The organism is Candidatus Poriferisodalis sp. (assembly GCF_965208485.1).
Classification (GTDB): Bacteria; Actinomycetota; Acidimicrobiia; order Acidimicrobiales; family Poriferisodalaceae; genus Poriferisodalis.
On record NZ_OZ242344.1, the window covers coordinates 4442149 to 4454672 of the forward strand.

Here is a 12524-nt window from a genome sequence, read left to right on the forward strand (position 1 = left end):
CAGGGCGGTTAGCGTCAGGCCGACTCGAAGCAGGAGAACACTGGGGGGAACTCAGTCATGGAGACGACGGCGGTAGCGCGCAGCATGCGCGGCTCAGTGGGAATGCTGGCGATGGACTGGTTGATGGACCCGTCCACGCTGGAAAAAGCAGCGCAGCGCGGCATGGCAGAGGGCCTGGGTGCGTATGCAACCGGCCGGCTGGGTGTGCTCGGCGAGTGCCCTGTCGACAACGTGATCGGGGCAGCTTTCTTCTGGAATCCCGACACCATGCGCTCGGCGACCGAAGCTGGCCGTGCGGTCATGAATCCGTCGCAGGGGGCGCTGATCTGGGCGGACATCTGCACCGAGTACGGCGAGAAGCGGCTCGCCGGGATGGAAGGCGCCGGCCGCATGGGCGAGCTGCTCGAGCGAGTTGTGGACGCCGCTGTCCCCCAAGGTGCACCGACGTTCGTCGGCTGGCGAGACATGCCTCGGCCCGACGGGCCCGGGGCCGCGCATGCGTTCTTCATGGCCCAGATCATGCGAGAGCTGCGTTTTGGCCGTCACGCTGTCGCAGTGCAAGCGCTTGGCATGGGCCCGCTCGAGGCAATCCTGTCGGGTCCGGCGGGCGAGTGGAACGCCGAGTTCTTCGGCTGGCCCAAGCCCTATCCCGACGTCAGCCACCTCGCTGACGCACGCGACGAGATCGAATCGCTCACCGACAAGCTGCACGCACCTGACTTCGAGTGCCTCACGCCGGATGAGCGCGCCGAGGTCCGCGAGCTCGCCAAAGCCGCTCGCTTTCACAACCCCGACGAGTAGCTCGGACGCCGCGCCGCGCCGTATCCGTCACTCGGCGAGCAGGTCTTGGTGCCTCGCTGTCTTTCCGGACGTCCACGCGGCACATACTGTGGCTGGTCGGTGCAGGAAGTGAACGACAACCTGCGAGACTGCCTCGAAACGGCGCTGAGCTTCTGCGTCGACAGCAACGAACCCCTGCCGGAGCCCAGCGAGCCGGAACCCGGTCAGGTGCTCGTGGCAGTGTCACCGCCAGTCGCGGCGCGGTTCGCCCTCCACGAAGCCATGCTCGATGCGAACGTCACTGCGGCGGAGATGGCCCGCCGCATCGGCATGAGCCCCTCACACGCTCGCCGCCTCACCGACATCTTCCGCCCCGCCAAGCCCGACCGGATCGACCGACTGGCGTTCAGTTCTGCTTCGTGAGTTGAGGGCCGACGAAGCGGACATCGTCACAAGGGTATGGCAGGACAGTGGTCAAACGTCTGTTGTTGCCATGAATGTATGTAAGTACTAGGTCCTTCGCCTTTTTGTGGGATGAGGGGCGGTTGAGGGTCCGCTTGTAGGGGTCGAGGCCCTGCTGGGATCGGTGTTTGAGAGACGCCGAACCCCAGGGGGCCTCGATGAAGCGTGATGTTATGTCGGTGCGGCTGTGGCTGCCGCGTATTGAGGTGCTGGAGGTCGCGGTCGACGCGCCTTTGGAGCTGGTGGTGCGGGTGCGCTCGGCGGTGCGTCGCCCCGAGTGCCCGGGTTGTGGGACGCCGAGCGGGAGGGTCCATGACCGCCGGGACCGCGAGATCCGCGACTTGGAGGTGTCGGGCCGGCCGACCACGTTGGTGTGGGATCGGCGGCGGATGGTGTGCGAGCCGTGCGGGCGGCGGTTCATGGAGGACCATCCGGCGTTCGAGGGCAGCGTCACGGCGCGTCTGGCGCGGCGGGTGGTCCAGGACGCACGCGCGATGACGGTCAACGCGGCAGCCAAGCGCCATCAGGTGGGCTGGAAGCTGGTCAATGCTTTGGTGGTCGCCTATGCGGGGCTGGTCGCCGGTCATCGACGCCGCCGACGGTGCCGTGTTCTGTTGGTGGACGAGACCTCGATCCGCAAGCGGCACCGCTATGTGACGGTGCTCGTGAACGGCGACACCGGCGAGGTGCTCGCCATGGTGCCGCATCGCAACAGCCAAGCCCTGTCGGGGTTTCTGGCTGCTCAGGGCCACAAATGGTGCAAAGGCGTCAAAGTCGTGGTGTCCGACGGTTCCAAGGCATACAAGGCCGCCATCGAGGCGCGGCTCGGCCACGCCCGCCACGTGCTGGACCGGTTCCATGTGATCCGATGGTTCGCCGCCGGGCTGACCGCGGTGCGCCGAGACGTGCAGCGCCGCCCCGAAGGCTCCAAGCCTGTGTTCGACCGCGACGTGTTCCGGGCCAGGTTCTTGCTCATGAGACGGCCCGACAAGCTCGACGCCGCCGAACGCCAACGGCTCGAGGAGCTGTTCGCCGCCCACCCGCGGCTCAAAGCCGCGTGGGACGCGCTCGGCGAGCTGCACGGCCTCTATCTCGCCAAGGACCGAAAGGGCGCCCTCGAAGCGCTCGACCGGTTCGCGGACATCTACGGCACCGGGCTGATCCCCGAGTTCAGCGACACAGTCGACACCTTCTTGGCGTGGCACCCCCAGATCCTCGACTGGCACCAAGCCGGCCGGCCCAGCAACGGACCCATCGAAGGAACCAACAACCTGCTGCAGATCCTGCGCCGCAAAGCCCACGGCTTCACCAACTACACGAACTTCGAAGCCCGCGGCCTGCTACTAACCTGACCCCGCCGAACCCAGCAGCCCGAATCCCACAAAAGGACGAAGGCTCAAGTACTAACGTTCGTCTCATGCATGATCCTATGAGTGAGACCACGGCGATGCGCGTCATTTCCTACGCACGTGTCTCCACCGGCGCTCAGGCGATGTCAGGTCTGAGCATCGAAGCCCAACACCTGGCGGTGCGATTGGCAGCACTCCAACGAGGCTGGCAGATCGTCGACACCTGCACCGACGACGGTGTGTCGTCCAATATCGAACCCACATGTCGACCCGCATTGGGTGCAGCGTTCGAGCGGCTCGACGCCGGTGAGGCCGATGCGATAGTGGCAGTACGCCTCGATCGCTTCATTCGCCGCATGTGCGACCTGCAGACCCTGCTGACCCTCTCCGAGAGCGGCAGCTGGGAGTTCATCTGCCTCAACCTGCCCAGTGATTCCGACGTGGCCGTTGGCTCGTTCATGCGCACTGTGGTGGGCGCGTTCGGCGAGCTTGAACGCTCGATGACCAGCGAACGAACCAGAGCAGCCCTCGCAGTGGCACATGGCCAAGGCGAGCGGCTCGGTCGGCCGAGCCGGCAGTCCCAAGAGGCCAAGGAACTGGCAATGAAGTTGCGCTCAGAGGGTCTGAGCCTGCGCAAGATCGGCGCTGCGCTTGAGGAAGCCGGGCTGCGCACACCCACGGGCAAGCGCATCTGGTCACCCTCCAGCGTCCAATCCCTGCTGCGCACCGCCCGGCTCGACCAAGAAGCAGAAGACAACGCCGCTCGCTACAACGCTGAGCAACACGAGCAATAGCACTCTTGGCTCCGCTGCGCGGAGAGGCCTCGCCCCATGGGGCGAGGCCTCAGCCGCACTGGTGCCGGGTCTCAGCCCCAGCGAGGATCATCGCCACACGGGCGTCGAAGATCTCATCGTCCGAGTGGTCCACGCCCGAATCGTGAGCAGCCTCATGCGACTCCACCGCCGTGCCATAGGCCTGCTCGGCGAGCGTCTGCTGCAATGCCGCCGCCTGGCATGACTGCGACTCGCCGGGGGCTCGAGCACAGGAGATGAGCGACAACGACGCCAAGATCATTGCGAGACAAAACGCACGAGGCGCTCCGTGTCACTGCTTCGGCGAGCGGAGAGGAGGCTGACCCGCGGCGGCTTCTTGAGCGGAAACCTCTGACGCCCACGGAACTGCCACCAAAGCGCACCTGAGGTGCCGACGCACCCCACGGCGAAACTCGCCAACAGTGCCGTCCACCCCGCCATCACGGCAAAGAAGACGCTGCACAGCGACGAAGTCAGCACTGCGGCAAACATGACCGCCAGAAACTCCCGGCCGCTCCGGCTGCCACGCCTCGGCGCATTCGGGTCATCTGGTTCCATGCCCACGGCCTGTCCTCTCGCTTGGAAGACTATTCCAGCCGTGTTCATGATACGGCGCCGAGTGCGCCGCCTGCAGCGCCGCACGTTGTTGCGAGCACCAACGCACCGACCGCCCCGCCCATGGCGAGGCCAAGCGCTCCGCAGGAGAGTCCTAGGAGGCTGGTCGGAAAGCCGCTATTTCGGCGTTTGTCAGATGCAAACCCGCAGGTCAGGGACTTGCTGTGTCGGCAAGATCCCCTTTTCCGACCACCCTCCTAGGGCAGCGCCCATATGGATGGGTCGGTACCAGTGGCTGTGTGCCAATTCGACGCACACGCGTCGTGTTGTGGTGCGGGTTTCGCCGGTGCCGTCCATGTTCCGTACTGGCACCGTCTCGTCGTAGCAGTGCGGTTTTGAGTGTGCGTCGGCGGTGGCGACGTCGAGTGCGCTGAGCACGCTTGGCAGCTCGGTTCTCGCAGGCAGTGCTACGGCGAGGGTGGTGCTGAGCAGCAGTGCTGCGAGCAGGCTCGCTAGTGCCTTGGTTGGCAGTGATGCGGTGAGTGTCATCCGCGGGTCCGTCCTTTCTGGTCGGGATTCCTTCGTTTTCGGTACGCGGGAATCGGACAGAAACGGACACGTCGGAGGGAGCGGGCGAGCGGCGCGCGGCAGTCACGCTAGGACGCGGGATCCTCAGCAGTGGCGCGGGTCTGCGGCCTTGGGGGCGCTGTGCGGGCTTCGGGCTGGGCTGCTGGTGCGTCGGCTTGACGGGTGCCCGCGGGTCTGTCTACAATACGAACGTTTTACGTACGCTCCAAAACCGCTTTTGACCAGCGGCTTTAGGCGGCAGCCGCAGGTCCGGGAGTCGGTGCCTCGCCGAAGTTCCGATACCGGCAGGCCACGAGACTCAGCGAGATGTTGTGGGAATGGCGAGCCGCAGCACGTCGGGCACCCATTCGAGGCGGAGTTCTTCGACGCTGCCGAGATGGTCGCCGTCGATCTGGTGACCGAAGGGGTGCGCACCCCTCACGCTGAGGTCGTGGACATCGTCGATGCGCTGCACCACGGCCGAGTCGACGTCGCTGAGACTGTCGTTTGCGCCGAAGACAGCTCGAATGACCTCGACTGCGTCGGCGAAGCGCAGCGAGCGCAGCCCGACGACCGTTAGCCCGTTGTGGAGCGTCGCTGCCGGGGCGATGCTCACCGGGCGGCTGCCGAGAAACGTGTACGGGTCGGTGTTCGCCGCCACGACGACGAAGCAGCCGTCGATCTCGCTCGATGACGATGAGGAAGTCCGGACCGTCAGCGTTGGGGTGCTGCGGTCATGCCGTCTCAGCAGGGTGTCAATGCCCGCGAGCAGGAACAGCGGATGTCCCACGTAGCGCTTGAGCGTCGGGTGGCGCTCGACCCGCTCGACAATGGCGGCGTCGAGTCCCATCCCGCAGTGAAACAGGAAATAGCGGCCGCAGGTGTAGCCAAGCCCGGCGGTCGTGACGTTGCCGGTGTCGAGGGCCTCGAGCACCGCAGCGGTTGCGTCGAGCGGGTCGTCGGGTGTGCCGATGGTCCGGGCGAACACATTGGTCGAGCCACCCGGCAGCGCAGCCAGCACGCAGTCGGTGCCGGCGATGCCGTTCGCCGCCTCGTTCAGCGTGCCGTCGCCGCCCAGCACGACGACTGCATCGGTGCCGGTTGTCGCCGCGCCGCGCGCCAGCCGCGCCGCATGTCCGCGCCGGTTGGTGAACGCCACCTCGGTGTCGTGCCGCTCGGACAGCGCAGTGTGGATCAGCACGCGGGTACGCGCAGTTGTGGACGACGCGGAGTCGTTGACCAGCAGCAAGACGCGCACAGCGCAAGTCTCACAGACAAGTGGTGTGGCAACGCTGCTGTGAGTCGGCAGACTCTCGCCCCATGAAGGTCGTTGTGTGCGTCAAGCAGATCCCGGATCCGGCGATCCCGGGCGAGCTCAATCCCGAAACGAACACCCTGGCGAGGGACGACAAGCTGATTCTCGACGAGTCCGACTCGTACGGCGTCGAGATGGCACTCCAGCTCGTCGAAGCGGCGGGCGGCGGCGAGGTGTCGCTCGTATCCATGGCGCCGCGCTCGGAGACGAGCGGGCTGCGGACCGCGCTGGCCATGGGTGCCGACGATGCGGTGCTGATCAGCGACGACGCACTGGCGGGCAGCGATGCGCTCGGCACCGCCAAGGTGCTCGGCGCCGCCATCGGCGAGCTGTCGGCCGACCTGGTGCTCGCCGGCGTCGAGTCCAGCGACGGCTACACCGGCACGGTGCCCGAGATGGTCGCCGGCGTGATGGGGCTGCCCTCGGTCACTTTCGCCAAGCACATCGAGATCTCCGATGGCGTAGCCAGCGTCCAGCGTCAGACCGAGGCCGGCTACGACCAGGTCGAATGCGCCCTGCCCGCCGTTGTCTCGGTGACCGCCGGCGTAGTCGAGCCGCGCTACCCCTCCTTCAAGGGGATCATGGCGGCCAAGAAGAAGCCGGTCGCCGAGAAAGACATCACGGCCCTCGGCATCGACGCAGCCGCAGTCGGCTCCGCAGGCGCTCGCCAGGAGACCGTCGAAGTGACCGATGCGCCCGAGCGCGAAGCCGGCGAGATCATCACCGACGAGGGCGACGCCCACCAGAACATCGTCGAATTCCTGGCCGAACTCAAGGTGATTTGAACATGACGCTTGCACAGATTCTGCTGTTCGCCGAGGGCGACGCCGAGGGTCCCTCCGGTCTCACGCTCGAGCTGGCCACCAAGGCCCGAGATCTGGCCGACACCGTGACGGCATTCGCCCCGGCCCACGGCGGCGCCATGGCTGCCGAACTCGGTGCGCACGGGGTATCGACGGTCTACGCGCTCGAGGGCCTCGACGATCGGCTGGTGGGCGCGCACGCCGCAGCAGCGCTCGCTGGTCACATCGAGGCAGCGGCACCTGATGCCGTGTTCTTCGGCCAGACGACCGACGGCCGCGACACCGCTGGGAGGCTGGCAGTGCTGGCGGACCGGCCCGTGTCGACCAACAATGTCGGCGTCAGCGTCCTCGACGGAACGCTGATCACCGAGGAGCCGATCTTCGGCGGCACGCAGAACATCTTCACGGCGTACCGCGCGCCCGCGCCGGCGCTGGCCATGTTCCGGCCGAAGAGCTTCGAGGCTGAGCCGAGCGGTGATGCCGCCGCCGCTGTCGAGAGCGTCTCAGCGGTCGACCCAGGCGAAGCGGGCCGGGCGGTGGTGACCGGCCGCCACGCCGAAGAGCGTTCAGGTCCGCAGCTCGACGATGCAGCGGTCGTCGTGTCGGGCGGCCGCGGACTCGGCCAACCCGACGCGTACTCGATGGTCGACGAGCTCGCCGGGCTGCTGGATGCAGCTTCGGGCGCATCGCGGGCCATCGTGGACGCCGGCTGGGTTCCGTATGCGAAACAGGTCGGGCAAACCGGCAAGGTGGTGAAGCCGAACGTCTACATCGCCTGCGGCATCTCGGGCGCGACCCAGCACTTGGTGGGCATGAAGGGCTCCAAGAACATCGTCGCGATCAACAAGGACCCTGAAGCACCGATCTTTGGCGTGGCCGACCTCGGCATCGTGGGCGACGTGCACAAGGTGATGCCGGCGCTGATCGAGGCGCTCAAGTCCCGATAGTCAGACGAGCGGCTGTCGCGTTACCGCTGGCTAGACCAGCGGCTGTCGCGTTCCCGCTGGCTAGACGAGCGGCTGTCGCGTTCCCGCTGGCTAGACGAGCGGCTGTCGCGTTCCCGCTGGCTAGACGAGCGGCTGTCGCGTTACCGCTGGCTAGACCAGCGGCCAGGGCCAGCGCCGACCGCCGTCGTCAGCGGGGAACTTGCCGAACGAGGCCAGCCACTCGGCCCGATCGGTCAGCGCGTCGAACTCGGCCGGACGCAGCCAGTCGGCCAGCGATTCGGGCGGGTCGGCAGCTCTCGTGATAGCTGCAGCCAGATCGTCGTCGAATGCCTCGCCGCCGAAGTCCCAGATGACCGTGCGCAGCTTGAAATCGCTCGCAAAGCAGAGCCCTTGGTCGATCCCGTAGATCGGCCCCCAACGCGACGCAAGGCAATGACCCGACTTGCGGTCGGTGTTGTTCGCGATGAGGTCGAACGCGCAGATCCTGCGAAGGTCGGCGTGGTGCCGGTCCTCGGAGACCAGCGTGAAGTAGTGCTCTTCGAAGTGTGCGTCGATGAACAGCTGGACCGATCCCACGCCGAACGGACCGTCGCGCTCCACGGTGGGCGGGATGACGCTCCAGCCGAGCGCGTGGGACAGCTCGAAGGCGGCGATCTCGCGGCGATACAGCCCAGAGGGGAAGTCCCACAGCGGCCGTTCGCCTCGCTCGGGCTTGTAGATCGCAGCGGTGGAGGTTGTCGGGTGGCTGACCTGCACCAAGAACGTTGCATTGCTGCTGTATGGCATCCGCCCGAGCACCGAGATCTCGCCCTCGCGCAGCAGCCGCAGTGCGTTGGCTGTCGACGCATCCCAGATGACCGGCAGCTCGAGTTGTGTGCCGTCTTCGTTCTTCGGCAACAGGTGATGCGGGGCCGGTTCGCTCACGCCGACCCCTAGAGGCTGAGCCGATAGGCGAAGCCGTGGCCCGAGCGGCCCGTGAGCGACAGCGAACAAGAGCGGGAAGCGACTGCTGCGACCGCGAGAAGGCTCACTCTCCGCGTTTCCTCTCAGTCGCGCGGCGGCCGGTGCCCGTTGCGCATGCCGAAGTCGCGCCCTTCTTCCACCAGCAGCAGTGCCTGCTGCGCGAACCCCAGCGCCAACGCGTAGTCGAGATGGAAGCGGGCGCGACCCCCGCTGTGCTCATCGTCATCGACTGCGGCGGCCTCGTCCTCATCAGGGTCGGGGCCGAGCGCTTCGTCGGTCTCGCTGTCATCGATCTCTTCGGCGATGACCACGATCACCTTGCCTTCGGTGTCCATGCCCGTCGCCAGGCGACCGACGGTCCACGCGGCAGCCACCGGCTCTGCCAGTTCGCCGACGGGGGTCGCGGGACCGTCGTAGTTCTCGCTTTCCAGCAGTTCGCTGAGCAGGTTCGCCAGCGCCCAGACCTGGCCCTTCTCGAGCTTGAGCGACACGATGTGGCCTGCTTCTGCCGCCTGCAGGAAGAAGATCCGCTGGCCGGGCGGCCCGACGGTGCCCGCCACGAAGCTGTCCGGATTGCGCAGGTCGAAGTCGTCAGTCATGCCGGGGAGAGTGCTGCGAGGTCCGACGTGCTGTTGGTGGCCAGCACCATGGGACCGTCATTGGCGTACAGGATCGCAGTAACCGAGCATGGCGACACCATGATCCGCTGGAACAGATCGAGATGGGTTCCCATCGCATCTGCAACGAGCGCCCTGATGGGGTCGGCATGACTCACGGCGACCACGGTCGATCCGCGGTGACGACTCGCCAGATCGCTGGCGGTCGCGGCGATGCGCGCCTGCATCTGGCGGAAGGTCTCGCCCTCGGGGAAGCCGAAGCCGCTGGGGTAGCGCTGCACCTGCGACCAGGCGGCGAGCTTGCGCAGCTGGTTGAGCTTTCGGCCTGTCCAGCGGCCCATGTCCGCCTCGTTGAGGCCGTCGTGCGTCCGCACCGTGCGGCTCACCGCTGCAGCGATAGGGGCTGCAGTCTCCTGTGCCCGCTCCAGCGGGCTGGCGTAGACCGCCGCGACCCCTTTGCGCAGCGCAGCGATGCGCTCGGCGGCTCGTTGTGCCTGCTGTCGTCCTGCATCAGAGAGATGCACACCCGCCCGCCGGCCGTACAGTTCGACGCCCGTCGTGGGGGTCAGACCGTGGCGCACGAGCAGCAACAGCGTGGGGCGGGGGCTCCGGGGCACCGTGCTGACGCTACTGGCCTGCGTCGTGCGAGTTCGGTGCCGGCTGGCACACTCCCACGATGGCCGCTGATTCCAAAGGCGACGCCGGCGCACCCAGTTCGGCGGCATTGCGCCTGCTGAGCGCTGAGATCGGGGCGTGCAAGCGCTGCGAACGGCTGGTGGCATGGCGCACCCAGACAGCGACGCAGAAGCGTGCGGCATTTGCCGACGAGGACTACTGGGGCTGCGGTGTGCCGGGGTTCGGCGATCCCGGCGCCGCCGTCGTGCTGGTGGGACTCGCGCCCGCAGCGCACGGCGCGAACCGAACGGGCCGCATGTTCACCGGCGATCGCTCGGGCGATTTCCTCTACGCCGCCCTGCACCGCTGCGGCTTTGCCAACCAGCCCACGTCGGTACATGCCGGCGACGGGCTCGAGCTGCGCGATGCCTACATCACTGCGGCGGTGCGCTGCGCGCCGCCGGCCAACAAGCCCGCGCCCGAAGAGCGGGACGCCTGCCGGCCTTTCTTGGAGCGTGAGCTGGCGCTGCTGGGCAATGCGCGCGTCGCGATTGTCCTCGGTGCGTTCGCGTACGGGGTGCTGTGCACCCTGGCCCACATCCGGCCCCGGCCTCGTTTCGGCCACGGCGTCGTCGTCGCTATGCCTACCGCAGACCGCTCAGGCAGGGCTGGGGGCTTGGGCGGCATCTCGCACATCGTGTGCTCGTTCCATCCGAGCCAGCAGAACACGTTCACCGGCCGTCTCACCGCCGACATGACAGATACGGTGCTGCGCGATGCGCGCCGGCTGGCCAACCTGCCGCTCGTCGACTGAGCTCTCTGGGGCGTCGGCGCGGCGGTCCGCATTGCGGCCGATCGTCCGGAGGGCCGCATCGGTGCTGGTGCTGCTCGGCGTCGCCGCCTGTTCAGCGACCGTGGTCGAGGTGGAACCCGCTCCCACCGGTGCGGGCGCGACCCCCACGGATGTGCCACTGGGCAATCCGGGCACGCTTGCGTCGCCGACGCAGCCTGCTGAGAGCGGTTCGGGGCTGCTCGCGATCGAACCTCTGACGGCGTTCATGGATGCGTGCGTTGCCGACGCCGGTCTGGTCGGGCCCTGCCATTGCGCCGCCTCGCGGATGGAGGGCAGCCTGAGCGAGATCGATCTCGTGGTGTTCGAGGACCGCATGACAGGCGCGTTGGAGTTCTCGCCCGACCTCGCGTCCGCGCTGGTCGACTGTCGTGACGCACCGCCGCCGCCTGCGTGGTCCCAAGCTCGGCAGCAGCTGTACCTCGACGAGTGCTCTGCCGGCGCCGATCGCCTGAAGATCCTGTGCGCCTGCTCGCTTGCCCGCGCTCAGGACGTCGTGCCGGCACACCGGCTGGGCGACTTCCTGGCGAGCACCGAGGTGCAGCCCGACATCGTCGACTTCATCAACGAGTGCGTCTGAGGGTGTCGTGCCGGCGAGGAGCTATTTCTTGGTTGGTTCGGGCAGCAGCGCTGGCTTGTCCCACGCGAATTTCGGCCAGCGGACCCGCGACTTCTCGCTGAGCTTGTGCATCAACGCGATGGCACCGGGGTCTTCGTCGCCGGGACGGCCGATGAGCGACCCGTCGGCGAGCATCTTCATGATGATCTCGCGGCCGATGTCGGTGCGGACGATCGTGAGCGTCCAGTCGTTGTACTTGCCGATGCCGCCGGTGGAGATATCGGCGTGCTCGGCAGCGAAGTCGGGGCAGTGGATGCAGCCCTCGCGCGTCCACGCATGGCACTCCTTGAGGTTGATCTCGTAGTAGCCGCCGTCGTGGGTCCAGATCTGGAACACGCCCTTGATGTTCGTCTTGCGGATGCGATGACGGTCGAGTCCGTACTTCTGCTCGAAGAGCTCTTCGAAGATCGCCTCGTCGAACGACTTCGAGCACAGCAGCCCGATGTTCAGCACGAACCGGTTGCCGACCTTGCCGACCTTGCGTGACTTGGCGACCGGCACGATCGAGCTCTGGCAGCTCATGCCGACGAGGGCGAGCTTGCGGGCGCCGGCTTCGACGGCTTCGTTGTACGCCAGCGTGTTGGCCGAATAGGTGTAGCGGCTGCCGGCACCCCGCAGCACGTCCTCCCGGTTGAAGGCCACCCCCGGCGAGGCAGTCCACTGGTTGCCTTCGCCTTCGCCCACGTAGGACGTCAGGGCGGCGTCGATGTAGCCGTGGTCGAGCGCCCAGATGAGGATGGCCGAGACCAGGCCGCCGTCCTGGCCGATCTCGTGGACGTACTCGTCAGAGGCCCGCGTGAGGATGATGTCCTTGAAGACGCCCGAGGGTTCTTCGGCGGTGCGATGGCGGCCGAACATGAAGTCGTCGGCCTCGTCCTCCCAGGTGCGGAACCGGGGGCAGGCCCGGGTGCAGCTCGTGCAGCCCTTCTGGCCGTGACCGCAGTCCGCGAGCCCGAGCTCGTCTTCGAGATGGAACGGTGTGAAGCCGCCCCCGATGTGCTCGTAGCCGATGACGTCGTGCGGGCAGGAGATGACGCAGCCGGCGCAGCCGGTGCACAGTCCGGTGGTGATGACCTCGTCGTACAGCTCCTTCCACTGGAACGTCCAGCGCTGCGGCGCTCCGTTGGATGCGGGAGGGGCCTCAGTCGTTTCCCCGGTCATTGCCATGTCGCCAGACTACGGCAGCCGTCTCAGGAACGAACAGCGACCACCTCGCAGGGCGACACGATCGGTCTTGGCGCGCAGAACGCTGAAACCGCTGCTCAGGGCT

General features: G+C 67.0%; 15 protein-coding genes. 8 read left to right on the forward strand and 7 right to left on the reverse strand.

Translation table 11 applies throughout. From position 1 onward, the window contains the following. The first annotated feature begins 57 nt into the window (after positions 1-57). From ACOGXQ_RS20225 to ACOGXQ_RS20240, 4 genes are all read left to right on the forward strand, one after another. Positions 58-801 carry a helix-turn-helix domain-containing protein gene (locus ACOGXQ_RS20225; RefSeq protein ID WP_419945399.1) on the forward strand — a complete coding sequence of 248 codons (744 nt, stop codon included), beginning with the start codon at positions 58-60 and terminating at the stop codon, positions 799-801. A gap of 99 nt (positions 802-900) precedes the next feature. After that, positions 901-1203, forward strand: a complete 303-nt coding sequence (locus tag ACOGXQ_RS20230; protein WP_419945400.1) for a hypothetical protein — start codon at positions 901-903, stop codon at positions 1201-1203. Positions 1204-1400: 197 nt separating this feature from the next. Continuing rightward, entirely contained in the window at positions 1401-2594 is a 1194-nt protein-coding gene (locus ACOGXQ_RS20235; protein ID WP_419943792.1) for an ISL3 family transposase, read from the forward strand. Positions 2595-2671: 77 nt separating this feature from the next. Next, positions 2672-3385: a recombinase family protein gene (locus tag ACOGXQ_RS20240; RefSeq protein ID WP_419945401.1), complete on the forward strand. Its 714-nt coding sequence runs from the start codon at positions 2672-2674 to the stop codon at positions 3383-3385. A 49-nt stretch (positions 3386-3434) separates the two neighbouring features. Here ACOGXQ_RS20240 and ACOGXQ_RS20245 read toward each other — a convergent pair whose 3' ends face one another. The 3 genes from ACOGXQ_RS20245 to ACOGXQ_RS20255 form a co-directional block, all read right to left on the reverse strand. Beyond that, on the reverse strand, positions 3435-3665 hold the full coding sequence (locus ACOGXQ_RS20245; protein ID WP_419945402.1) for a hypothetical protein: 231 nt from the start codon (positions 3663-3665) through the stop codon (positions 3435-3437). Between the two features lie 485 nt (positions 3666-4150). Next, positions 4151-4507 carry a hypothetical protein gene (locus ACOGXQ_RS20250; RefSeq protein WP_419945403.1) on the reverse strand — a complete coding sequence of 119 codons (357 nt, stop codon included), beginning with the start codon at positions 4505-4507 and terminating at the stop codon, positions 4151-4153. A 337-nt stretch (positions 4508-4844) separates the two neighbouring features. Next, positions 4845-5783 carry a diacylglycerol/lipid kinase family protein gene (locus ACOGXQ_RS20255; protein WP_419945404.1) on the reverse strand — a complete coding sequence of 313 codons (939 nt, stop codon included), beginning with the start codon at positions 5781-5783 and terminating at the stop codon, positions 4845-4847. 62 nt (positions 5784-5845) lie between these two features. Between ACOGXQ_RS20255 and ACOGXQ_RS20260 the strand changes: the two genes are divergently transcribed. Both ACOGXQ_RS20260 and ACOGXQ_RS20265 read left to right on the forward strand, forming a co-directional pair. Further along, positions 5846-6625, forward strand: coding sequence for an electron transfer flavoprotein subunit beta/FixA family protein (locus ACOGXQ_RS20260; RefSeq protein WP_419945405.1), 780 nt, complete (start codon positions 5846-5848; stop codon positions 6623-6625). Between the two features lie 2 nt (positions 6626-6627). After that, the gene (locus tag ACOGXQ_RS20265; RefSeq protein WP_419945406.1) at positions 6628-7590 is read left to right on the forward strand and encodes an electron transfer flavoprotein subunit alpha/FixB family protein; all 963 of its coding nucleotides are present in this window, start codon (positions 6628-6630) and stop codon (positions 7588-7590) included. A 150-nt stretch (positions 7591-7740) separates the two neighbouring features. Here ACOGXQ_RS20265 and ACOGXQ_RS20270 read toward each other — a convergent pair whose 3' ends face one another. The 3 genes from ACOGXQ_RS20270 to ACOGXQ_RS20280 all read right to left on the reverse strand — a co-directional run bounded on the left by ACOGXQ_RS20270 (position 7741) and on the right by ACOGXQ_RS20280 (position 9787). Beyond that, on the reverse strand, positions 7741-8514 hold the full coding sequence (locus ACOGXQ_RS20270; RefSeq protein ID WP_419945407.1) for an SCO1664 family protein: 774 nt from the start codon (positions 8512-8514) through the stop codon (positions 7741-7743). 122 nt (positions 8515-8636) lie between these two features. Continuing rightward, positions 8637-9152, reverse strand: coding sequence for a DUF3090 family protein (locus ACOGXQ_RS20275; RefSeq protein ID WP_419945408.1), 516 nt, complete (start codon positions 9150-9152; stop codon positions 8637-8639). Next, complete coding sequence (locus tag ACOGXQ_RS20280; protein ID WP_419945409.1) at positions 9149-9787, reverse strand: MSMEG_4193 family putative phosphomutase; 639 nt, start codon at positions 9785-9787, stop codon at positions 9149-9151. The genes ACOGXQ_RS20275 and ACOGXQ_RS20280 overlap by 4 nt, the downstream gene beginning before the upstream one ends. Before the next feature lie 59 nt (positions 9788-9846). Here ACOGXQ_RS20280 and ACOGXQ_RS20285 point away from each other — a divergent pair, with 59 nt between their 5' ends. Continuing rightward, positions 9847-10599, forward strand: coding sequence for a uracil-DNA glycosylase (locus ACOGXQ_RS20285; protein ID WP_419945410.1), 753 nt, complete (start codon positions 9847-9849; stop codon positions 10597-10599). A gap of 61 nt (positions 10600-10660) precedes the next feature. Further along, a complete protein-coding gene (locus tag ACOGXQ_RS20290; RefSeq protein WP_419945411.1) occupies positions 10661-11215 on the forward strand; it encodes a hypothetical protein in 555 nt (184 codons plus the stop codon). 21 nt (positions 11216-11236) lie between these two features. Here the strand turns inward: ACOGXQ_RS20290 and ACOGXQ_RS20295 are convergent, their stop codons facing one another. After that, positions 11237-12421, reverse strand: coding sequence for a Coenzyme F420 hydrogenase/dehydrogenase, beta subunit C-terminal domain (locus ACOGXQ_RS20295; protein WP_419945412.1), 1185 nt, complete (start codon positions 12419-12421; stop codon positions 11237-11239). Positions 12422-12524: the final 103 nt, after the last annotated feature.